Below are 21,771 nucleotides of genomic sequence, written 5' to 3' on the forward strand. Positions count from 1 at the left end.
TCGTGACGTCCTCGGAGATGACCGTCGGCGATCTCATCGATCGACTGTCCGCCCACGACCGGACTGCTCCGGTCCGTCTGGCCATGAACCCGTTCTTCCCGATGGCTCACAGCATCGAGAGCGTGTTGGCGTCTGTGGACGAGACCGGTCGGGCCGTCGTCTATCTCGCCGAAGGGCGGGATGAGGGTGCCCAACTCGGTCATCTGCCGACCGAGGTCGCCGTCGCCCTGACGTGGCAGGGCCCCGTTCAGGCACCCCCGCGCCGCCCCCGCCGCCGTGCCGGCGGCAACTGAATCCGCATCGAGCCCTTGGAGGCGCCCCTGTACCCCGACCTTCCGACCGACTCCGGTGCTTCGCACGGCGGCCAGCCCGCGTTTTGGGTCGGCCCGCGACACCTGGCTGGTGACGATGGGCGCCTCTACGACGTCGTCGCCGACACGCTCTCCAGCCTGGGCTGGACGAGCCTGACAGTGGTCCGCGGACGACAGGAGCCGGATGAGGCGCCGGAGGACCGCCAAGTCGTGCGCAGCACCGTCTTGCACATCAGTCCCGACGCCCTTCGCTGGGCCCAATGGGCGCTGGCGGACGAGCCGTTCCTCCTGGGAGGGCTGCCGATCGCCTGGCAGGTCTCCGCCCGAGCTGAGCCGAGCAGTCCGCTCGCCCAGTGGTCGGCGTACTTCACCTGCGACGTCCCCGGTGAGGCGGTGGTCGACTTCCTCGTGGCGCTCGACGCGAGCGGCCAGCCTGCCGAGTCGCTCGCCGGACCCGAGCGGGTGCTTGACGCTGTTGCCGCCCACGGATGGCTCCGCGACTTCGACCGGCCTGAAGGCGGAGCGACGGACCCGACATTCACCTCGCAGATCAGCCTGGGCGAGGTTCCCCCGCTCATCCAGGACTCCGACCCGCGCGTTCTCGCGACCGAGTACGACGACGGGGGACCGGTTGGGTGGCAGGCATGGGCCGAGCCCGCGCTCGGCGAACCGTGGCTGTGGGCGGCATCGTTCGCCGCCAGCGTCCCGCACGATCTCGTCGCGGCCTTCGCCGCCTCCCTCAGCTCGACCGCACCGGTTCTGCGTCGGGTGCTGCCCGCAGCTACCGAGGATCGGCTGCTGCGGGCCCCGGCCGGATAGGACGCACACGCATCCTCCTCCTGTGAAGGCCCCCTCTCGGTCGGAGCGGGGGAGGCGGGCGGCCCGTGCTACTCCCGAAGGTCTCCCCGGGCCCCTGAGCCTCGACGTGGGAATAGCGCCCACGGTCCCGTCCGCCTCGCTAAACAACAACGAAACCGGGCCTGCCCGTACGGGGAGGCCCGGCTTCACGCATTCGTCTGACATGACGACCGCGCGGCCCCGCCGCCCTCACGGGCTGCGGGGCCGACCTGCAAGGGGCGCCGCTCGAAATGAGCGACGCCCCGAAGGGCGGGTTCGCATCACCTCGTTGCCGTGGCCTTGGCGAGAGCCTTGTCGAGGTGGCGGTCGACGAGGGCCGGAGAGCCGGAAACGATCAGCAACAGGCTGCCCGCGCGGATCGCGGTCTGCTTGACCACGGTGCTGTGTCCTCCGGTGGAGGCCGTCAGGAGCTGGCTCCACTGCTCGTCACCGAGACTGCGGCGCGGGTCCAGCGTCTGTGAGGACATGTCGATGGCGGTACCGCCCGAGACGACCTGATAGGTCGGGCACCCGGTCATCGCCTCGAAGATCTCGTCGATGCCATCGGACAACGAGTCCTGGTGGCCGCTGTACAGCTCCTCCGAGACCTCCGAGGAGCTGCCGCCGTAGGTGAAGGACACCTTCGCACGGCGCGGGAAGGAGAGGCTGCCGCCGATCGCGGCGTCGCTGCCGAGCTCGTTCAGGGCCGGGCAGCCGATGACGGTGACGTCGTCGTGCTGAGCGGCGCGCTCCGGCTTGCGCAGGTAGCCGCTGCCGAGATCGCTCTCGTCGAGCAGGCGCGTCTCCAGCGCAGCCGAGGAGAGGAGGGTGGTGTCGCTGGCCGGCTCTCCGGTACGGGCGGGCGGTGCGGTGGTGGGCTCGGTGCCGATGGTGTCGGCGGAGCAGGCGGGCACGGCGAGGAGGGCGGCGGTGATGCCGAGGATGGTGGTGGCGACGCGAACGCGCATGACGGAACTGACCCCTTGGTGGACGACGGGTGGTCAGTACGGGCCCGCGGGCCCGGTGGGGTCGTAGGAGTGGTGGTCAGTGCCCGAAATAGCGCAGGCAGTCCTCGAACGTGGCGTGCGTCGCGTCCGCCGGCCCCGCGTGCCGGTTGAACCAGGCGGTGTCGATGCGCGTCTCCTGCTGCTGGTGACCGACCCGGCAGCGCAGCCAGATCTCGTCACGGGTGGAGAGGATAAGCCAGTCCCGGTACGCGCCGCACTCGGCGCAGGCGGCCAACTCGCCGTCGAGGACGAGCGGCTGCTTCCACGGCATCATCCTGCCGTCGAGCTGGTCATGGCTCGGCACCCGCAGCTCCGGCGGAAGGAAATCGTCGACCATCGCCGTCGGCTCGCTGTGCTGCGGCTCCGCCGCCGGCACCCCGAGGACCGGGGGGACCAGGTCTGCCAGCCGCGCGTGCAACTCGGCAAGCTGACGCTCCGCCTCGCTCGGTCCCTTGGCCCTGCGGCGTATTCGGTGAAACACCCTGACGTCCTCCTTGGCCTCGTCCAAATCGCTTGATGATCGTGCCCTACGACCCCGGCGGCTTCAATTCACAAAGTCCACAGTGCCTGCCCCGTATTACTGTGCTCCTGGGCGGCGCCGGGCGCCCGCGCTTGGCGGGCTCACCGGGGGGACCTGCCCGGTGTCTCTCGCCCGTTGCGACGCCTGCCGGGTGTGAAGGGCCGGGTCGTGGGCCTGCGCTTCGCGTTCCGGTCGCCTGCCGTGATCTTCTCGGGCAGGTCGGAGGCGTCGGCGGGCAGGTCGGCGGTTCGCCGCAGCCGCCACACCAGGACGTCGCTGACCTGGTCCGCGGTGTCGAGTTCCCGGCGTTCGACGGCGCCGGAGAGGAGAGCGGCCGGATCGTGGCCAGCGGCTTCGGCCTCCGCGATCGTTGCGGCCAGGGCGTGCCAGCCGGGCTCGGCGAGAATCCGTTCGGCCAGGCCCGGCAGGGTGTCGCGCAGCAGCGCGATTTGCCGCTGGATCACCGGCCGGCTCAGACGCCGGCCGCGCGCGTGGAGCACGCCGAGGGGCTGGGCGGAGGCGTGCTGGTAGGCGGTGCGCAGGTGCTCGGCGGCCCGGGCGGCGGCCTCCGCTTGCTGAGCGTGCCCCTTCTGGGCGTGCCAGTGCGCGGCGCCGGTGATCAGGAAGAACAGCATGTCGATCGCCATGGCGGTGCTGGCACCGTCCTCACCCCGGCCCAGGGCATTGCCGCCGTGGACGAGGTCTCGTGCCGCCTGGCGCAGGGCCCGGTCGTGCCCCCGTACGGCGCGTAGGTGGGAGCGAGAGGCGCGTTCGAAGGCGGTGGCGGCGGCGTGGAGTTCGCGGCGGGTGTGCGCGGCGGACGTGGTCGCGAGGGCGTCCAGGACCTCACCGGCGGCGGCGATATGGGCAGCGGCGACGGCGTCGTCGCCGTGCTCGACGACGAGCACGGCCTGCCACGCGGCTGATGCCGTGACTCGTCGGGCAGCGGCCGGGGTGCTCGGCCTCGTGCGGACCGGGGCCTCCTGGTCCGGGGTTGGGTGACCGGACCAGCGTTCCCGGATGCGGGGCAGCGACAGGTCGGGGGCCAGGCGTGCGCCGGGGTAGAACACCGGTTCGCCGTTCTTGTTCAGGTCGTCGTGCAGAGCGACCTTGTATCCGAGAAGGTCGCCGGAGGGTGCTGTGCGCTTGCGGATGAGGAGGCCGGCGGCGGCGAGCCGTTCGAAGAACTCCTCGTCGCTCCTCGCGCCGGCCACGGCCCGCCGAACGGTCTCGCGCAGTTCCTCCCGGGCCGTGCGCTCGCGACCTTGCCGCTCGGCCTTGTGGCGCTCGGCGCTGGTGGGCCGCTGTGCGGCGGTGCCGTCACCGGGTGCGACCTCGTGGAGGCCGAGTTCCTTCTCGATGAGCCGGGCTTCGGCCTGGGCGCGGGCGCCGGAGCGGTAGTCGTCGGGGCGGTGGCCGTCCTCGGTGACGAGGGTGGCGACGATGTGGATGTGGTCGTCAGCGTGCCGTACGGCGACCCAACGGCAGCCGGACTGCCCCTCGCCAGGGTCGATCCCGGTCGCGGCGATAATCCGACGGGCGATGCCGGCCCACTCCTCGTCGGACAGCGTCCGGTCACCGGCGTCGGCGCGTACGGAGGTGTGCCAGACGTGCTTCGCCGGACGGGCATGCTCCGCAAGCGCCATCACGGGTTGGTCCAGAAGCTGTTGGAGCTCCTTCAGGGTGGCGTTCCGGTCACGGCCGGGGTCGGGGGACATGCCGTCGAACGAGGCGACGAGGTGAGGGTCGACATGTTCCTCGTGTCTGCCGGGGCCGAAGAGATAGGCGAGGAGCCCGATGGTTCGGGAGCCTTCATCGTTGACGCTGGGGATCATGAGCTGCGGCGTTCGATCAGACGTGTAGCGGCTTCGTGGGCGGTGTCGGCGGCACGCCGTACGGCGATGATGGCCGCTTCGAGCTGGGGGGCGTCCGCGCCGGAGTTGAGGGCCTTGACCGCCTGGTTGAGGTTGCTGCCGGCCCAGCCGAGCCGGCGCCGGCTGTCGAACAGGGCGGTGATCACTTCGCGTTCGTCGGCGATCTCGGCGCTGGTGCGGTCGAGGTCGCTCGCGGCGGCGAGTGCGGCACGGGCGAGGAACCCGGCGACGGACAGATTGCACTGGGCGGCGGCGGACTTGATCAGCGTGAACTCGTCTTCGTTGAAACGTGTGTTGGGCTGATGCAGGCGCTTCTTCTCGCGCGGTTGACGCGGACGCTGACGGGCGCGAGGGGTGCGCTGTCGGCGGACGCGCGACGTGTTCTGCTGCTCCTCCTGCCCTGGCTTCGATCCGCCCTCGGTCGAAGCCTGAAGGACCTGCGCCCCCCGGTGCAGGTCCGAACCCGCCCCCTCGGGGGTGGGTTCGGCGGAAGCTACGCTTCCGCCCCAACTTGCTCGCCCCGAGACCGAGTTGCTGTCAGGACCAGGTTCCGGGGTGGTGGTGTTCTTGGGTGCGTGCGTCATCGCAGTTCGGGCCTCGCGGATCGGGTGTGGTGCTGGGTGGTCGCGGTCAGTGCGAGCACGTCGGCCGGGTGCGTAGAGATGCGGAGCGGCCCGCCAGGCCGGCCCAGGCCGGGCCGCAGGCCGGTTGGCGTGAGGACAGGGGTGTGCAGAACTCGTCCGCGCACCAGGGTGTGCGCCCTGGCGCCTGCCTCGGTGACCGATGAGGACGGGGGAGCGCGGCGCTATCTCCCCAGCGGGACGGTGGCCCGGCACAGAGCCGGGCCACCTTTTGCGGATAGGGGGTTTGAGCTGGGGTCTTGTCAGTTAGCCGCACTCGGGGCAGCGGCCGACGTGGGTGGAGAGCGCGCGGGCCATCTGCTCCTTCGCGGAGGCGGCCCGCTTCGCGCTGGACTTCGCCGAGGGCTTCCCCTCGTATCGCTGGGAGTGGGCCAGCAGGAAGCCGATCTCCCGTTCGAACTCCGCGCGGACGGTGATGAACCGGCGGCAGGTCTTCATCGCGACCTCCTCGTGTCTCGGGGCAGGTGCGCGAGCGCAGGATCGGCGTAGAGCTGATCCTGGAGCTTGCGGAAGCCCTCGTTGCTGATGGTGATGTTGTTGCGCCGAAGGTGCGGTCGTATGACCCGGCGCGTCATACGACCCGCCTCCAGAGCCGCCTCGCGGGCCACCTCGACCTTCACCTCCCAGGGGACCTCGTCGTTCTGGTCCGCAGGCGTGGTCCGCGGCGCGCGCGAGGTTTCGTGGTCCGTGGTCGCAGCCCCCTGCGGTCCACTCGAGGAATCGTCCTGGTCCTGGTCCGCCGGACCGTTCTGGTCCTGGTCCGCGGCGGGTTCGGCGGGCTGGTCCGTGGTCCGAGGGTGCTCGCGGTCCGGCATCTGGTCTGCCGGGGCAGCTTGCTCCGTGCTCGCCGGATCAAGATCCTGGGCCGGTCCACGCCCATGGTCCGCTCGGTCGTGCTCCCCCGGGCCATGGGACCTATCGGCCGGTTGACCTGGGGTTTTCCTGGTCCGCCCACAGTTTTCGATACCGCGCGGACCATCACTGGTCTGCTGGTCCGCAGCCGTCGCGTCCTGGCTGGCAGCCTGCTCGGAAGCCGAGTCGCCTCGGTGGTCCGCAGCCGGATCCTCGTGGTCCGCCGGGACAAAACCAGCGGCATGGTCCGTGGTCCGCGCAGGGCCGTGACCGTGCGGGTCGGGGTGGTCCGCGCTTGCTGGACCAGTCTCCGGTGCTGGTCCGCGCCCGTGGTCCGCACCGTCTCCCGGACGGTCCGCAGGGCGGGTCCAGTCCGCTGCTGGGGCGAAGGAAGGCACTTGGTCCGTGTTCTGCTCCCCGGCTTCCGCCGCTGTAGTTGCCCCTGTGTATCCGGCGCCCGGGTGATGGCGGGTGATGAGGATGTACAGGTGGACCGCGCCGGCCAGGGCGAGCGGGGCGAGGGTGGACAGGATGGCGACGACCGTGTCGCCCAGGCGCAGGCCGGTGGTGTGAGCGGTCTGCTGGTTGAGGCGGACCGCGTGCAGGGAGTTGGCCCAGATGCTTGCCGCGGTGGCTGTACCGAAGAGCGTCCAGACATAGAGCCGGGCCCGCAGCGGAGCCTCGGAGAGGACCAGCAGGGCGCGTACCCCGTAGGCGATGAAGCCGTCGACCACGAGGGGGAAGAGGTAGGTCAGGTATCCGCGGATGTGGATCGCGACGGCCATCTGCTGGAGCGCGTCGTAGCTCAGGGCGCATCCGGCGAGGCCGAGGGTGACGATGGCGAGCCGGTCCCACACCCCGATGGGCGCGACGGCGGGGTGTGCGGAGGGGGAGGTCATGCGGCCTTTCCGAGAGGGGCGGACGCCGAGCTCAGCGGCGCCGCAGGACGAGTACCGGGCTCGATGGTCGTGGGCGCAACCGTGACCGGAGCGGTCTTCTTGCGCTTCTTCTTCCGCTTCTTCTTGGGGCGCGGCATGCCAAGGTGGCGGTCGCGGTCGAGGACCTTGTCGGCTGCCTGCCGGAGCAGGTCCCGGGCATGCTTCTGACTGATCCGCAGGGCGGCGGCGAGCCGGACGGGCAGCCAGCCGCGGACGTAGGCGTGGTCGATGACGACCTGCCGCTCGGCCTCCGTCAGGTGCACGTCACGCCCTTGGAAGAACGCGACCACACGCCGGTAATCCAGGCGCCGGTGGAGGTTGTTGTGCAGCGGGCGCCGCTCGGCCTCAGTCAGGCCACCCCACACACCCTCCGTGAGGCCGTTCTCCAGGGCGAAGTCCAAGCATTCTCGACGCACGGGGCACCAGCCGCACAGCTCTTTCGCCTCCGCGATCTCCTCGTGGTCCCGGGGGCCGGGGAAGAACACGGCCTCGGCGTCCTCGACGTCCATGCCGTGACATGTGCCGCAGGGGTGCCAGCTGGTGTCTCCGATGGCGCGCAGGCCGGTGGCCAGGGCGTCGTTGGTGGTGATGTGGCGCAAGGTGGTCTCCGTGGTGCTGCCGCACCGACCGGCGGAGGCGGGTGCTCGGCGGGTGCGGCGTCGGGTGCCGGCTGCGGCGCGAGGGCGTGCGCCGCAGCCGGTGCGGGACGGTGGTGTCGGGTGGCCGTGCAGCGGACGGGGTGCACATGCCGGGAGGGCCGGTCAGGCGAGGGCAGGCTGCTGGGTCTGCTCGGTGAGCTGTGCCTGCTGGGCGGCGGCGAGGTCGAGACGGCTGGGGTGTGTGGCGCAGGGAGCGGTTCCGCGGGCTGCACCGTCGGCACCGATCCTCCGGCGACGGCATGACTCGCCGGGCTGGGCCAGGCACCAGGTGCACCGCACGCTCAGGGCGTCGGGCAGCCCCTGCGCGACAGCGGCCTCTCGGGCCGCGCGGGCGGGCCGGTATGGCACGAGGGCCGCTCGGGCGGCGGGCGGTATGCAGGACCCGATCTCCCGCAGCCTCGCCTCCAGCCTCGGGCTGACTCCCGCGCGGCCGGTGGTGATGCCCCGGGCCTGTGCGGGTTGAGCGGTGCCTGTGGCGACGGCTCGGCGGGTGCCGACCAGCTCGGCCCTCCAGGCGGCCTGGTCGTCCGGGTCGACGGAAGGCGTTGGGTCGGAGTGCCGGGCCAGACGGTCGCGCCGGTAGCTCTCCCAGGGGCGGGCGATGTCCGCCGGGAGGACCGGGTACGGCGAGGTGCGGATGTGCCGGCGGGCCGTGGCGAGGGCGTCCCAGCCGTGCGGGGTCGCCGTCGGCACGTCGCCGAGCAGCTCGTGCCACTGGGCGAGCTGGTCGCGTGCCTCGCCCTGGTCGGTGCGGATGGTGCGGGGGTCGAGCCGGCCGATGTAGGCAAGCAGGGCGGCTATTTCGCGGCGGTCCACGGTCAGCCCTCCGTTCCGGTCTGCTCGTCGAGGGCGGCGAGCAGGGCGGCGGTGTGGGCCTCGGCCCGCGTCATGCCCCCCGGCGCGGCGTTGTTCTTGCCGGGCACGGCGTACAGGTTCGGGCGTCCGGAGGTGTGCTCTCGGGCGACCCAGGAGCGCCAGTCGGCAGCCCAGGCACCCGCCGGCCGCGGCTTGAAGTCGGCGCGGTGGGCACGCCACTTCGCATCAGCGGACCGCAGGCCCTCCTCGCCGAGCCGGTCGAGGTGTCCCTGCTGGCGTGCCCAGGTGTGGGTGGCTGGGTCGACCGTCCACTCGGCAGCCGAGAGGACGGCAGCACCACTACTGCTGTACTTCCGGTTCAAATCAGGTTCACTACGGTTCTGGGTGCCGGTTTCCGGCATACCGTTGTGCCTGTTCCCGCTACGTCGGCGTGCCGGTTTCCGTCGGGACCTGCCGGTTTCCGGCACTGCCGGATTCCGGACCCTCACGGTGGATTCCGGCACCTCACGCTCGCGGATTCCGTACCGCCGCAGAGCCGACAGCCGCAGCTTCGCAGGGCCGGGGGGCTCCTCGGCCACCGCCGTGTCGCCGTCCTCCTCCTGCTGCTGCTGCTCGCGCCGGGCCTGTACGAGGGCCTCGGCGGCGAGGGGCAGACGGTAGACCGTGCTGCGCTGTGGGCCCACCAGGTCGTCGAGCTGTTCCAGCTCTTCGGCGAGGACCAGGCGCTCGACGGCTACGCGCACCGTGGAGACCGAGGCGTTCGTACGCGTGGCCAGGCTGGACAGCGAGGCCCAGGAGACGCACTGGTCGTCGGCCACCCGGTCGGCGATCGACAGCAGGACCAGGCGTGCGGTGCCTCGGCTGGAGCTGTGCTCCCACACCCACTCGCGGGCTTCGCTGCTCATCGGCCGCCTCCGGAGACCACACGGGAGCGGTGACCCGCCCGGCTCAGGGCGGTTGAGTCCGACTCGCGGCGCCGAGGCATCGAGGCGGAGGTGGATGCTACGCAGGCCGGAGGGAAGGGCCTTTTGCGCAGGGCGGAGCCCATGCAAGAATCTCCTTTGGTATTGCCGCGCTGAGACGTCCCGTGGCAGGGATCAGCGTGGTGATGGTGGCGACCTCCGCCCTTGCAGGGGCGGGTACAGCCGTTATGCGTTCGGCGTCCGGGAGTTCCCGCTCCTGGGCGCCGTCGCTGTATCAAGGACCTATGAGGCCCGGAGGTTGTGCACGTCACTGTTCCTGTGCTGTCCGTGCGGGCGGTCTGCCCGGCGGGGGACGACGAACATCGCACGGCTCCGCGTCAAGGTCCAGAGTTGGTTCTTAAACCCTGTACTGGTTGCAGAGAGTTACCATGGTTTGCGTGGGCCTGGGGCCGACGACAGGTGCCAGTACGCCGAGCGAGCCGCATCGTCCCTTTTCGCCCTTCAATCGACGGCGAGACGGCGGCCCGCCATGGCCTTGTGACCAGGAGCGATCCACTCCGGTGGTCGAATGTGGGGGCAAGTACACCCCGACTCCCGCTCCCCGTCAACTACAGTTTTGCCACTTGAGACGCCGGGAAGCCACTGCAGTGGATAGACTGACACCCGCGACGAAAGGGCCATGGATGACGCAGAGCGATGGAGAGCCAGCCTTCTCAGAGCTGCTCGAACGCCTCTGGCAGAGCAAGAGGCACCCGACAGGACGCACGTACACGTACCCGGAAGTTTCCCAGGGCATCCTCGACCGCACAGGCTTCAAGATCACCACGAGCGGCCTTCAGCAGCTGCGCACGGGCGTCAACCTGAACCCCAAGTGGGGCACGGTCAAGGGCTTGGCGACCTTCTTCGGAGTGAAACCGAACTACTTCCTCGGCGGCGACGAGCCCGGCGGCGACGAGCCCGGCGCCGACGAGCCCGCTGGCGACGCGGACCAGGGCAGCGAACTGCAGGGTGCCGAGGAGCGGGTGCTCGCGGCCATGCGTGACCGGGGGGTACTCCGCGTGGCTCTGAGGGCGAATGGCCTGGAAGAGTCGAGCCTGCGGATGGTGGAAGTGGTGCTCGACCAGACGCGCCGGCTGCAGGGGCTGCCGGAAGCAGACCTCTCCGACCTCCTGGACGACGAGTGAAGCCCAGGCCCGAAGCGCGGCGCGTGGGTCACTTCCCGGCAGGGCGGCGCAGTGGTCACGCGTCGGCTGATCCCCCGGGGTAGCTGCACTCCACCAGCAGATTCACGCAGAGCGATACGGTACGAATCGGCCGCATCGTGACGATGCGCACGACCACTTCCCTGCCCTGGTGATACGGGAGCCTGAGACGACGGATTTCTCCGTGGGAATGCTCAACCAATTCCGGCCGGCCCCACAACGCCCGCGCGGCCGGGGAACCCGTGAGAATGTCATGTTCGAGCCGGGCCAGCGCGACGTCTTCCGGGTGATGGGCTCGCTCATAGCGGAGCTGTCCCAGGAAAGGCCGCGCCCAGTCCTGCGGCCAGTCCACCAACTGCTCCCGCGCCGAGGGATCGAGAAATGCCCAGCGCATCTGGTTGCCGCCGTGCTCTACCCAGGGAAACCAGCGCCGCAGGCTGGAGTTGTGCGCGACCACATCCCAGCACAGGTTTGTGGCAAAGGCCGGAACTGGCTCCTGGTTGTCCAGGAACCACTGGAGCAGGTCCTGGTCCCACTCCCCAGACGCTCCGCTCCCGGACGGTGTTGAGGGCGCCGGTGGCCGGCCTACGGCCCTCAGGTACAGCGTGGCGCGTTCGGCGGGACTCAGGCCAAGTGCAGTTGCGACGCGGTCAAGGAGGTCGGCCGAATAGTCGGCCGCAACGCCGTTCTCCAACTGCCGATACCAGCGCACGCTCACCCCTGCCAGGCGGGCCGCATCCTGTTGGGTCAGTCCCGTCCCACGCCGCACCGTCTGCGGGAGACCGGGGATATCTCGGGGATTCCGTCTCGCCCGCCAGTACCGCATCAGGATCGGCAGTGGCTCGCCGCTGACTTCGCCGTATCGGTCCCCAGAAATCATGATCGGGAACGTAAGCCGCGCCTTGGTGATCTGTGCCACAAATCGCGAAACATTCCGTCATTCAGCGTAACCGGCTCCAGTGCGGACCGACCGCGCTCCGCGCCTCGCGCGCCGAAGGCATGACCGAAATGGTGCCTATGGGTGGTGGAGTGTGTACCTGGACGTCGCAGATCGCTCCCCTTGAGCCCAGGTGGAGGTTACGTTCCGTATGCGGCAGTCGCAGTTCCGCTAGTTCCGGTTCGGCCTAACCTTTTGGCGTTCTCGCTGCCTCGTGGGCACCCGTAATACGGAAGATGGGAGTTTGCCGTGTGCATGTCCGAAGTTGCTGAGCGTCGTCTGCGGGAGCAGTGCGAGAAGAAGATCGATGAACTCGGCCTCCCGTATCGATTCACGACGCGACAATTCTGTGATGCAATAGCGGATCGACGGGGGAAGGGAATTATCATCAACCCGCTTCCCGACTTCGTTGTTTCAGGCGGAGTCTGTGGTATGCGAGTGGAAACTCAGACCTCGGACGTGATCTTTTATGCGCAAGGCATTTCAGTGCATCATCAGCGGCACATTCTCGCGCACGAGCTGAGCCATGTGTACTGCGACCATCCTGGCAGGCTGGTGGTCGACGCGGACACTGGAGAGTTGTTCCGGGCATCGGGCCGCACGGGGTACTCCACCGGCGAGGAGCGAGAGGCCGAAATCATGGCCAGCTTGGTTCGGCGACGCATCTACCAGGACCGGGACGCTCCGCCCCGCCGCCTGGAGACCAGCCCAGCCAGGTGGGACGCCCTCTTTGCTCAGCCATTCCCGACTGCGTGGGGACGGGGTCTATGAGCATCGCCGCTTTCGCCTCGTTTCCGCCGCTGGTGCCGCAGAGGCGCGCATTCTCGGCAGTACATCCTCGCGGGCGGTAGCTACGTCGCCCTCACGGCCTCCTCTTGGCTCGACCTGCTCCCAGAGTCAGCCGTGTGGCTCACCCGAAGGCGTCTGGCCCTGTGTGCCGCCGGCACCGGCTTGACCGTCCGAGTCGCGAAGACGGCGTTTCCCGGCGACGCACCTATCAAGTCCGCAAAATCCCCTACCGGTTCAAGACTGGGCCCGGAGCACCGGGGGCTCCGGGCATTCAGTCCTCCAGAAGGCGTCAAGTCGACCCGTGAGCATCTTTTTCCTCGGCCTGGCCACGCTGCTCGCCGTGGCGGGCATTTTTTGGGTTCTCGGCAGGAGGAGGCCGCGGCCTCCCGGTACGTGGGCCATGAGCGCGCTCCTGGGGGCCTTCGCCCTTTTCCTTGCCTCGTATGCGCCTGTGGTCGAGGGTGTCCTCGACGCGGCGGTTCCCCATGGAAGCCGAATTCTCGGCGACTGTGCATCGCTGGGAGCGACCGCAGCGGTCCTGGCTGTTTCGCTCCAGCTCAATCTGGGCCCTGCCGAAGCAAGGAGGCTCATCAGGGCCCGTCTGAAATGGATGATTGCTGCCTTCGCCGGCGTCGTTGCCCTGCTCGCATACGAGCAGGCCACCCATCACTCGGCACACGCGTACGCCTGCTACATGCTCGCGTACATCTCCGTCATCGGAGCCACGGACGTGACCTTCGTCGTCCAGGCGCTGCGCCAGGTGGGGAGGACGCGACGGACCGCCGTGCGGATCGGCCTGCGTACCGCGGCAGCGGGCACAGGCTTTGGGATGATCCACCTCGGCTACATCACCTTCAGACTCCTAGACCTGGGGCTGGACCCGGCGCTCGTCAGCCACGGGGACAGGTGCGCCTCACTGAGCGCCGTGCGCTGCGCAGCCGGTGTGACGTCTCCAGCGCTTGCCGTCGTGCTGATCTGTCTCGGTCTGACCCTGCCCGCCGTCGTTTATCCGATCCGGCACATGCGCCAGCGCCGCTGGGAAAAGGCTTCCTTCGAAGCTCTCACCCCGCTGTGGCGGGACCTTGCGGAGGCTATACCGCATATCGTTCTCTCGCCCGCCAGGCCGATCGCGGGCAGCACACCCGATTCCGACACTTCCTATCACCTCCAGCGACGCGTCATCGAAATCAGTGACGGCATCCTCGCCCTACGGCCGTACCGATCCCGCAGTACTCAGGAAGCTGCCTCCCGGACGTTCACATCGGGCACCGATCGTGCCGCCGCCGCGATCGAAGCAGCCGTAGTGAAGGCGGCACTCGCAGACCTGGCCGTCGGCCACCTCGCTCACGACGTGGCCCCTCCGCCGAAGAAGACAGCCACACGCAAAGACCTGCGCGCCGACACGGAGTGGCTCCTCCAGGTAGCTCACGCCTACACCAGACCCGCCGATGCAGCACAAGCCGTACCGGTCCCACGAGCGGGCCGGTGATGCCTTTAATTCGAACTGGTGCTCTAATCGCTGTATGGATCCCTTCCACTTTCCTGATGACCTCGTCCGTGCTCAGGAGGCATGGAACGCTGCCTACCGGGCGCTAGCCGTACCTCACCCCCGCCGTGCAACCGTGCTGCGCCGGCGGCTGCTGCGGTTGTCGGTTCGGCTCCAGGAGCATCCGTTCTGGGCGACTCCCTACGGCCGGGGGCCGTCAGTCCGGGTGGAGCTGCGCCGTCGCGCCCGTGTCGTTGCCCGACAACAGGAGGAGGGGCCCGCGTGAGCCGCCCGGCCGGGGTCGGGTTGTCGCCGAGGCAGGAGATGGTCCTGCGGGTCGTTCGGGAGTGGATCGCCGAGTACGGTGAGGGGCCCTCGATCCGGCAGATCGGTGCCAGGGTGGGCCTTTCCAGTGCGAGCTCGGTCGCCTACCAGCTCGGGCGGCTGGAGGACCTCGGGTATCTCAGCCGCGCTGGCCGGCGTTGGCGGACCTGTCGCCTGCGCTGACAGGCGGCAGGCGAGGGCGCCGGGGGAACGGTCGGGGCGGCGATCTGTCCGGGGCTGTTCACAGGTCAGGATCAGCTACCTCGTCACGGGCCACCCGTACGTTTGGGCTTGGGTCCGCCACATGGTCGCGTACTCCCCGTCCAGGTGGAGGAGGGATTCGTGGGTGCCTTCCTCGATGAGCCGGCCGTGGTCGAGTACGACGATGCGGTTAGCGCTGCGGGTCGAGCCCAGCCGGTGGGTGATGAGGATTACGGTCCGCCCGGCCGCCAGTGCCCGGATCCGCTCGTACATCGCCTCTTCAGCCCGGGGGTCGAGCGCGGAAGTCGGCTCGTCGCAGATCAGAACGGGCGCGTCCTTGCGGTAGAACGCTCGCGCGCCGGCCAGCCGCTGCCACTGTCCGCCGGACAGGTCGCGGCCACCCCACTGCGACGGTGCGAGGTTGGTGTCCAGCCCGTCGGCAAGCTGCTCGATCACCTCGTCGGCGCCGGCGAGCTTTGCCGCTTCCAGAACCGCTTGGTCGTCGCCTTGCCCCTGCCCGAGGGTGATGTTCTCCCGCGCGGATACGGGCCACCGGGCGATGTCCTGCGGCAGCATCGCCAGCTTCGCCCACACCGCTTCGGGGTCGACGGTGGCCAGGTCGACGCCGCCCCACTCGACCGTTCCCTTTGGCCAGCGTCGATTTTTCCGAGCCGTTCGCCCCGACGATTGCCAGGGTCTCTCCGCGCCGTACGGTCACGCTCACTCGGTCGAGGGCGGGGGAGGTGTGCCCGGGATAGTGGAAGGTGAGGTCCTTGGCTCGGATCACGTCCGGTTCCGCCGGGACCGTGCCGGTGAACTCCTCGGTTCGTGTCCGCTGTTCTCCGTCCGCGACGAAGTCGGCCCAGTCGCCGAGGTAGAGGCCGGTCTTGTAGGTGGTGTTCATCCCGGTCACGAGCCCGGCAAGCATCATGCGGCTGGCCTGCACCGCCACCACGGCCGTGCCCGCCGCTGCCAGCGGCACTTGGCCGGAGATCACGAGCGCGGCGAGTGCCGCGTACACCAGCATCGCCGCCGCACCGGCAAGCGCGTCGCCCAGGAGTTGGTAGCGACCGGTCTCCCGACCCACCCGGGCCGCATGTGCCGTCAGTCGCTCGGTCACCTCGGTGAATCGGCTCAGCAGCCAGGGGCGCATCGGTCCGGCGCGCACGTCCAGAGCGGTCGGCCGACCGGCGGTGTTGTAGATGAGGGTGGGCCGTAGCCGCCGGTCGGCCAGGGTGTGCCGCTCGGCGCGGTGTGCCGAGCGGGCTGCCTGTACCGCTGCTACCCCGCGTGGGATGACTGCCAGGAGCAGCAGAGGAAGTAGAAGAGGGTGCAGAGCGGCGAGGATGCCGGCGGAGGCGACCAGTCCGAGGGCGGTGCTGACGGAGACCAGGGCGTCGACCATCAGGTGGGCGTCCTTCGAAGCCCGGTTCGCGGCCTCGCTGTGGTCGCACCAGACCGGGTCGTCGTACGAGGCGAGCGGGACGCTGGTCGCTGCGTGGAGGTAGCGGATTTCGGCGATGGCGTCGACCCGCGGTCCGATCCGGGCGGTGGTGGCCAGGGTGGCGGCAGCGATCAGGGAGCGGATTGCGGCGGCCGTCATGATGACGGTGATCGCGGGGAGCGCGGCGTGGAGCCGGTCGGCGGCCGGGCCTGAGGCGAACAGCGGGGCGAGCGCGCCCTTCGTGGCGTACAGGCCGATCGCGGTGACGATGCCGGTGCCGACCTGGAGCAGTGCGGTGAGCACAGTGCGGGCCGGTCGGCTTGCCAGGCCAGGCGCAAGGCCATGGCCGACAGGGCTGGCAGGCGCCGGGCCATGGTGGCGAAGGAGTCGGCGAGGGCGCTGTCGTGGCGTTCGGCGCTGACGGCGTACTGCGGGATGACATCCGTGGCGGCGGGACGGGGGCGCCGCCGCCACGGTACTCGGGGGGCAGGAACGGACTGTTCGTGGTGCGTGGTCTTCATACCGGGCACAACGCTCACCCATACGGGTGGTTGTGGTGGCGAGGGCTGGCGAATTTCAGTTCGACGGTTCCACCGTGAGGGCAGCCCGGTACGGCCATACTCGGTCGGCGGCTTCCTGCCCGTGTACGGCGCCAGCGGTATTGAGTCACAGGTACGACAGGACCGACATCAAGGTCGAGCGGTGTGCTTCGGCCAGCCGCCATCAAGGCGTGGCATCCCAGATCCCCTATATGAGTCCCTGGCGCAGGGCGTACGCCACGGCATGGGACCGGTTGCGAAGCTGGAGGCGGGTCATCACGCTATGGACCACGTTCTTGATGGTGCGCTCGGAGAAGGCCAGCCTGGTCGCGATCTCTGCCGTGTCGTGGCCTTCGGCCACGAGGCGCAGCACGTCGACTTCGCGGGCTGAGAGTCCCGAGAAGTGCAGGCCCCTCGGGCCGAGTACCTGGCTCTGCAGGCGGGCGACCTCTCCCAGAAGGCTGCCGATCAGGTCCGGAGGAAGGTGACCGGCGCCCTGAGCCACCGTGCCGATGACATCCACGAGGTGCTCCGGGGTCGCGGCCGAACGCCGTACGAGCCCGGCGACCCCGCACTCGGCGGCATTCGCGAGCTTCTGCTCGTCGATCTCCGTCACCACCAACACGGTCCGGGCCGTGGTGGACCGCTGGATGTGCCGTAGTAGCCGCAGAACCTCGTCATCGACCGTGTCCGCGACCAATAACACGACCTCCGGTGCCTCGTTGGCACCCTCTTCCCAGTCCTCCAGCGTGACTTCCGGGCGGGGGCGCAGCTGACTGACGACTCCGGCGTGCGAGATAGGGTCCCGCGCATGCACTGCCACGGACGGTCTTTCCGCAGGGGTTGTCGTCATATGGGCTGAGTCCTCAGTGTCCGCGCTTCGAAGCCTTTGCGATCGGCTTGGCAGATCGGCGCAGGCCAGGGGGCTGATGGGTGGGACGAGGCCAAGGGAGGTCGGGTCTTTCTGTGGAGGCGATGCGCGGAGGTTGTTGGGCAGAGGGCCGCCCGGCGCGCGGTGGCGCGCAGCCGGGCGGCCCCTTTGAGCAGTCTCACGTGCCGACGGTCGCCCACCAGGAACGGATGGGGGCTGCTCCGCTGCCCTTAGCGAGTGATCCGTCCGGGCGGCGGTCGGGGAGGCCGAGGAGTTGCCGCTCGATAGGCGAGATGGTTGGGTCCTGCTGAAGGTTGACGGCGGGGTCGTCGACGGGCTGGAGCCAGCGGTATCCGTACTGGATCATGAAGGCGATGCGTGGGCGGCCGGAGAGGTTGATGCCGGCGGCGTGCCAGGTCCGGTTTTCGAACAGGATGGTGTCGGTGCCGGCGATGTCAGGGGTGACGGCGCCGGGCGGGTCGATGGCGCCGGTGGGGACGTCGGGTTCCTCGGCGAGGCGGTGGCTGCCGGGGAGGAACGTGGTCAGACCGCAGTCGGCGGTGACGGGGCTCAGGTAGTGAGCGACCTTGATCGCGAGGCGGGGAGTGTTGGTGAAGCCGAGGTCGGCGGTGGCGCCGTACACGTCGTGGTGCCAGCCGTGGCGCTCGGGGACGCGAACGGTGCGTGGCGGTCCGCTGGGCAGGGAGATGAGGTGGGCGGAGAGCAGGTGGATGTTCGGGCTCAGGAGTCGTACGACCGTGGGCAGGATGGCCGGGTTGGCGAGGAGGGGGAGGAAGGTCCGGTCGAGGGCCAGGCATCCGCGGAAGCCGTCCTTGCCGTCGCCCCCTTGGTCGCGGCCCTGCGTGATGTCGCTGGCCAGCAACTGCTCGGCGGCGATCAGGAGCTGCTGCCGCAGCTCCGGGGTGATCGCGTCGCGGATGATCGCGTACCCGTCGCGTTCGAAGGCGTCGATGGTGTCGGCGTCGGGGGTGGCGGGCGGGAGCGTCGTACTCATGCCGGTATCTCCTTCGGGGCGTCGGTGAGGGTGGTGGCGAGCGTCCACAGGCTGTTGTCGTCGAGGCCGCAGAGTTCCCGAAGCCGGGCCTGGGAGATGGGGCGGCCGGGGTCGCGGTAGCCGAGCACGGTAAGCCGGGGCCCGGGGTGGCGGCTTCCGAGTAGAGCGTGCACATCGGCGGGGTGGCCGTTGGTGGCCAGCACGATCGGTGCGCTGGTGCCGAAGTGGCGGAGGAACGCGTCGTCGGTGAGGGCCAGGGGGCGGGTGCCGTGTTCGGCGAGGGCGGTGAGGTCGTGGATATGGACGTAGCGCAGGTGAAGGTGCGGGCGTTCGGCGCGTAGGCGTGCGGCCAGGGTGGTCAGGGCTTGGGCGGGCAGGTCTCCGGCGGAGGCGAGGACCAGTGCGGGCTCGTCGGTGCCGGGGTGGGTCAGGTGCGGCCAGGTGGCGATGCCGTTCCGCAGTTCCTCGTCGAGGCTGTCCAGAGGATGGTGGACGGTGGTGTGCTTGCCCGCGATGACGAGCGTGCACCGGTCGAGCTTGCGCAGGGCGAAGGTGAGGGCGGCAGCGGTGCGCGCGGGGTCGGCGGGGGTGAGGACGTGGAGGGTGGGATCGCCGCCGGCAAGGAGTGCCGAGGCCAGGCTGGGGTTTTGGTGGGTGAAGGTGTTGTGCCAGCCCAGGCTGGTCAGGAGGTATACGAGGCTGGGCAGCGGTGCGAGACCGGCGTGCCGGCGCACGGACCGGTGCTTGAGCAGTTGCTGGATGAGGCTGAGCGGGACCGGGGCGAACGCTTCGTAGGTGGCGACGAGCGCGTGCCGGCCGGTCTCGGTGTAGCCCTGGGCCCAGCCGTGGCACAGTTCCTCGCTGAGTGCTTCCACCGCCCAGGGCAGCGAGTGTCCGTGCTCGTCGGTGAGGTCGAGACGGTTGGAGGTCAGCTCGTCAGGGCTGAACACGCGGAACGGCCCCTGCTCGGCGCGATCTCGTAGGACCTCGGGGACCACCTCGGCGAACGGGCGCCCGGCAGCACGGTCGGCGACCTGAGCGGAGGCGGCGACGCAGCCGCGGGGTACCGGAAGCCGCACGGTCTCGGTCCGTCCGTGCGGAAGTGCGGGGAGGAGGTGCGGCCGGGGCCGCCCGTTGAGGGTGAGGAGCTGGGTGGGCTGGTACGAGGCCAGCCAGTCGGCGAGTACGTCGAACTCTGCGGGCACGCCGGCCGGGTCGCGCAGCGGCGCTTTGTGGACGGCTGGGGTGCCGGCCAGGTGGGCAGGCGCGCCGTGGCCCTTGTCCAAGGTGAGCACCAGGACGCTCGACGGTCCTGGACGGCCCAGCGGCTGAGCCGTGCCGAGCGCCTCGGCCACGGCCGCGCGAAGTTGGCCGATGTCGGTCCCGTGACTGTAGACGGGGCGGTGGCTGAGGCCGGTGAAGTAGGCGGTTAGTTCGGCACGGGTGAGCGTGGATAGCAGGCTCGGCCCGCCCATGCGCTGCCCGTTGAGCAGGACGACCGGAAGGACGGTGCCGTGGTCGCCCGTACCGTGGAGGGCTCGGGCGCCGAGCCACGAGGCGGCGGTCGTGCCAGTCTCGCACTCGCCGTCGCCGATCAGGACGACGGTGAGCCGGTGCGGTGCATCGAGGACGGTGCCTTGCCCGATCGCGAGCGCCGGTCCGAGCTGGCCTCCTGTGTGGAGGTGGCCGGGGATCATCGGGGTGATCTCTCCGCCGATGTCGGGCAGGGGGAAGCCCGCGACGAGTTCCTTCAGTCCAGCCGCGCTCTGGCGCAGGGCGGGGTGTGCGTCGCCGAGGCGGCCGGTGAGGTAGGCGTGGGCGAGTGCGGAGGGGCCTGCGTGCCCGGCGCCGTGCAGAACGTGCAGTTCATGACCGTCGGGAACGGCGGCTTGGAGCGGGCCGAGGGCGGCGAGCATCCGGTTGACGGGCGGACACACTCCCCAGTGACCGGCCGGCCTCGTCTTGACGTCGGCGGGCCCCAGGGGGCGGGCGAGGAGCGGGTTGTCGCGTAGGTAGAGCTGGGCGAGGCAGAGGTAGTCGAGCGCGTCCGCGACGGCGGCCACCGAGGTGTCGGGGACCACGCGGTTCGTGCGGCGGGCGAGGTCAGCCCACATGCTGTCCTCCTGCAGGGGCGAGAGCGGCTTCGAGGGCTCGCGGGTGAACGGTGCCTTTCCGCCGCAGACGGGCTTCTGCGCCTGCGGGGCAGTCGACGATGGTCATGTGGTGGCTCTGCGGGCAGATTCCGTCGTCGACGACCGCGGCAATCCCGGCCTTCGAAGTGCGTTCGAAGTCGGCGACCTGGCCGGCGGTGAGCGCCGGACGGTCTGCGTCACTGGCGGCGGGGGTGGAGATGCTGCAGGCGGCTGCGGCCAGCGGTTCGCCGGCCAGGGTGATGAGCTGGCCGAGGAGTCCGGCGGGACATCCGACGAGGGCCGGTGAGCCGACCGCCGCGATGGGTTGCGCATCCGGCTTCCACGGCAGTCGCAGCGCGAGGTCCCCCGGCCACAGCTGGCCGGCCAGCAGGCGGGCGTCGCCGCTCAGGTCGAAGAGGGCAGCAGCCGTGGCCCGAGATTTGATCAGGAGCATCAGCGGCTTGGTGACGCGGCGTTGTTTGACGCGGAAGACCGTGCTCGTGGCTGCGGGGTCGGCGGCTCGGACGCAGAGCATGTACCAGCGGGGCGTGGGTACGGCGACGATCTGCCCGGCGGCCAGCAGACGGGCTGCTTCGGGGAGCTGGGCCGGGGTGAGAATGTCCACGGTGTTCTGCCTCACGAGCTTCCGGTACGTGCCAGCTGTGCGAGCGCCGGGTACTCCAGCCACGGGTCCGACAGGGCGCGCAGGGCGAGGTCGGAGTGCTGGGCGTGGCTGACGCGGAAGTACGCCATGGTCCTGGGCGTGCTGCTGGTGTTGATGCCGACCCGGTGCGGGACGAGGTGATGCATCACGACCACGTCACCGGGCTTCGCGATGAGAGCGGTGCCGTCCTGGGCGTCGATGTCGTCGGGGGTCTGGGCCGCCTGCCCGAGGACCCAGTCGTTGGCGAAGTAGTCGGCCATCCGGTGGTGTCCGCCGGGTACGTAGTGCAGGGCACCGGCGTCGGCGGAGGCGCTGCCGTCCAGGACGACACCCACGATGAAGGTGAACGTCCGCAGGTCCCGGGGTTCGAGGTGGGGGCAGGAGACGCCGTCGACGTGCATTCGCTTCACGGGTTGCTCCGCGCCGTGCGGCAGCCGGATCTGGATCTGTGCCCGTGTGACGGGGGCGGTGACAGCGGGCTGCAGCAGCTCTCCGGCAAGATCGGCCAGGCCGCTTTGATGGTAGAGGGCGAGGACGTCGGCGTTCTCTTCCAGGTCCGGGGCGAAGCTGCGCTCGGTGTAGGCGGTGAGCCGCGCCGGGTCGTACGCCTCGCTGAGCCAGGTGTTGACGAGGGTGCGTGCCCGGTCCAGGACGGTTCCGCGGACCAGACCGCGCCAGATGAGGACACCGTCGGTCATGAACCGGCGCCGCTCGTCATCGGTTAACAGAGTTCGGGACATGGCGGATCTCCTTTCAGGAGGGTGAGGCCAGGGCCGGGGCGGTGCGTAC

22 protein-coding genes and 1 pseudogene are annotated in these 21,771 nt (G+C 69.9%); 6 read left to right on the forward strand and 17 right to left on the reverse strand.

What is annotated here, in order from left to right:
- Nucleotides 1-2 precede the first annotated feature (2 nt).
- Together ACLQ2N_RS28210 and ACLQ2N_RS28215 are read left to right on the forward strand one after the other, a co-directional pair.
- A complete protein-coding gene (locus ACLQ2N_RS28210) occupies nt 3-293 on the forward strand; it encodes a hypothetical protein (protein ID WP_391261863.1) in 291 nt (96 codons plus the stop codon).
- A gap of 15 nt (nt 294-308) precedes the next feature.
- Nucleotides 309-1,130, forward strand: coding sequence for a DUF317 domain-containing protein (locus ACLQ2N_RS28215; protein WP_425817225.1), 822 nt, complete (start codon nt 309-311; stop codon nt 1,128-1,130).
- Nucleotides 1,131-1,429: 299 nt separating this feature from the next.
- On the opposite strand, the gene ACLQ2N_RS28220 is transcribed toward ACLQ2N_RS28215, so the two are convergent.
- The 9 genes from ACLQ2N_RS28220 to ACLQ2N_RS28260 form a co-directional block, all read right to left on the reverse strand.
- On the reverse strand, nt 1,430-2,116 hold the full coding sequence (locus ACLQ2N_RS28220) for a hypothetical protein (protein WP_425817227.1): 687 nt from the start codon (nt 2,114-2,116) through the stop codon (nt 1,430-1,432).
- 76 nt (nt 2,117-2,192) lie between these two features.
- Complete coding sequence (locus tag ACLQ2N_RS28225) at nt 2,193-2,636, reverse strand: hypothetical protein (protein ID WP_425817229.1); 444 nt, start codon at nt 2,634-2,636, stop codon at nt 2,193-2,195.
- A gap of 140 nt (nt 2,637-2,776) precedes the next feature.
- On the reverse strand, nt 2,777-4,510 hold the full coding sequence (locus tag ACLQ2N_RS28230; protein ID WP_425817231.1) for a relaxase/mobilization nuclease domain-containing protein: 1,734 nt from the start codon (nt 4,508-4,510) through the stop codon (nt 2,777-2,779).
- The gene (locus ACLQ2N_RS28235) at nt 4,507-5,133 is read right to left on the reverse strand and encodes a plasmid mobilization protein (RefSeq protein ID WP_425817233.1); all 627 of its coding nucleotides are present in this window, start codon (nt 5,131-5,133) and stop codon (nt 4,507-4,509) included. The genes ACLQ2N_RS28230 and ACLQ2N_RS28235 overlap by 4 nt, the downstream gene beginning before the upstream one ends.
- 303 nt (nt 5,134-5,436) lie before the next feature.
- Nucleotides 5,437-5,628: a hypothetical protein gene (locus tag ACLQ2N_RS28240; RefSeq protein WP_425817235.1), complete on the reverse strand. Its 192-nt coding sequence runs from the start codon at nt 5,626-5,628 to the stop codon at nt 5,437-5,439.
- Entirely contained in the window at nt 5,625-6,941 is a 1,317-nt protein-coding gene (locus ACLQ2N_RS28245) for a DUF2637 domain-containing protein (RefSeq protein ID WP_425817237.1), read from the reverse strand. Before ACLQ2N_RS28245 ends, ACLQ2N_RS28240 begins: the two co-directional genes overlap by 4 nt.
- A complete protein-coding gene (locus ACLQ2N_RS28250) occupies nt 6,938-7,579 on the reverse strand; it encodes a WhiB family transcriptional regulator (RefSeq protein WP_425817239.1) in 642 nt (213 codons plus the stop codon). Before ACLQ2N_RS28250 ends, ACLQ2N_RS28245 begins: the two co-directional genes overlap by 4 nt.
- 162 nt (nt 7,580-7,741) lie before the next feature.
- Nucleotides 7,742-8,455: a zinc finger domain-containing protein gene (locus tag ACLQ2N_RS28255; RefSeq protein ID WP_425817241.1), complete on the reverse strand. Its 714-nt coding sequence runs from the start codon at nt 8,453-8,455 to the stop codon at nt 7,742-7,744.
- A 2-nt stretch (nt 8,456-8,457) separates the two neighbouring features.
- Nucleotides 8,458-9,360 (reverse strand): helix-turn-helix domain-containing protein, encoded by a 903-nt coding sequence (locus ACLQ2N_RS28260; RefSeq protein WP_425817243.1) that lies wholly within the window; start codon nt 9,358-9,360, stop codon nt 8,458-8,460.
- Between the two features lie 701 nt (nt 9,361-10,061).
- Between ACLQ2N_RS28260 and ACLQ2N_RS28265 the strand changes: the two genes are divergently transcribed.
- The gene (locus ACLQ2N_RS28265; protein ID WP_425817245.1) at nt 10,062-10,562 is read left to right on the forward strand and encodes a hypothetical protein; all 501 of its coding nucleotides are present in this window, start codon (nt 10,062-10,064) and stop codon (nt 10,560-10,562) included.
- Nucleotides 10,563-10,617: 55 nt separating this feature from the next.
- Here ACLQ2N_RS28265 and ACLQ2N_RS28270 read toward each other — a convergent pair whose 3' ends face one another.
- Complete coding sequence (locus tag ACLQ2N_RS28270; RefSeq protein WP_425817247.1) at nt 10,618-11,499, reverse strand: helix-turn-helix domain-containing protein; 882 nt, start codon at nt 11,497-11,499, stop codon at nt 10,618-10,620.
- A gap of 1,108 nt (nt 11,500-12,607) precedes the next feature.
- Here ACLQ2N_RS28270 and ACLQ2N_RS28275 point away from each other — a divergent pair.
- From ACLQ2N_RS28275 to ACLQ2N_RS28285, 3 genes are read left to right on the forward strand one after another with little or no spacing between them, the layout of a single operon-like run.
- Nucleotides 12,608-13,795, forward strand: coding sequence for an MAB_1171c family putative transporter (locus ACLQ2N_RS28275; protein WP_425817249.1), 1,188 nt, complete (start codon nt 12,608-12,610; stop codon nt 13,793-13,795).
- Nucleotides 13,796-13,829: 34 nt separating this feature from the next.
- Nucleotides 13,830-14,078 (forward strand): hypothetical protein, encoded by a 249-nt coding sequence (locus ACLQ2N_RS28280; protein ID WP_425817250.1) that lies wholly within the window; start codon nt 13,830-13,832, stop codon nt 14,076-14,078.
- Nucleotides 14,075-14,299 (forward strand): LexA family protein, encoded by a 225-nt coding sequence (locus tag ACLQ2N_RS28285; RefSeq protein ID WP_425817252.1) that lies wholly within the window; start codon nt 14,075-14,077, stop codon nt 14,297-14,299. Before ACLQ2N_RS28280 ends, ACLQ2N_RS28285 begins: the two co-directional genes overlap by 4 nt.
- Before the next feature lie 75 nt (nt 14,300-14,374).
- Here the strand turns inward: ACLQ2N_RS28285 and ACLQ2N_RS28290 are convergent, their stop codons facing one another.
- The 7 genes and pseudogenes from ACLQ2N_RS28290 to ACLQ2N_RS28320 all read right to left on the reverse strand — a co-directional run bounded on the left by ACLQ2N_RS28290 (nt 14,375) and on the right by ACLQ2N_RS28320 (nt 21,722).
- The gene (locus ACLQ2N_RS28290; RefSeq protein WP_425817254.1) at nt 14,375-14,590 is read right to left on the reverse strand and encodes a hypothetical protein; all 216 of its coding nucleotides are present in this window, start codon (nt 14,588-14,590) and stop codon (nt 14,375-14,377) included.
- Nucleotides 14,591-14,677: 87 nt separating this feature from the next.
- A pseudogene (locus ACLQ2N_RS28295) lies at nt 14,678-14,935 on the reverse strand (ATP-binding cassette domain-containing protein); the annotation flags it as partial.
- Between the two features lie 1,573 nt (nt 14,936-16,508).
- Nucleotides 16,509-17,153, reverse strand: coding sequence for a LuxR C-terminal-related transcriptional regulator (locus ACLQ2N_RS28300; protein ID WP_425817256.1), 645 nt, complete (start codon nt 17,151-17,153; stop codon nt 16,509-16,511).
- 196 nt (nt 17,154-17,349) lie between these two features.
- Entirely contained in the window at nt 17,350-18,186 is an 837-nt protein-coding gene (locus tag ACLQ2N_RS28305; RefSeq protein ID WP_425817258.1) for a phytanoyl-CoA dioxygenase family protein, read from the reverse strand.
- Nucleotides 18,183-20,300, reverse strand: coding sequence for a phosphoketolase (locus ACLQ2N_RS28310; protein WP_425817260.1), 2,118 nt, complete (start codon nt 20,298-20,300; stop codon nt 18,183-18,185). Before ACLQ2N_RS28310 ends, ACLQ2N_RS28305 begins: the two co-directional genes overlap by 4 nt.
- On the reverse strand, nt 20,290-20,958 hold the full coding sequence (locus ACLQ2N_RS28315; RefSeq protein WP_425817262.1) for an L-threonylcarbamoyladenylate synthase: 669 nt from the start codon (nt 20,956-20,958) through the stop codon (nt 20,290-20,292). The genes ACLQ2N_RS28310 and ACLQ2N_RS28315 overlap by 11 nt, the downstream gene beginning before the upstream one ends.
- Nucleotides 20,955-21,722, reverse strand: a complete 768-nt coding sequence (locus ACLQ2N_RS28320) for a phytanoyl-CoA dioxygenase family protein (protein ID WP_425817264.1) — start codon at nt 21,720-21,722, stop codon at nt 20,955-20,957. Before ACLQ2N_RS28320 ends, ACLQ2N_RS28315 begins: the two co-directional genes overlap by 4 nt.
- Nucleotides 21,723-21,771 lie beyond the last annotated feature (49 nt).

This window comes from Streptomyces sp. DT224 (genome assembly GCF_049844595.1).
GTDB lineage: Bacteria > Actinomycetota > Actinomycetes > Streptomycetales > Streptomycetaceae > Streptomyces.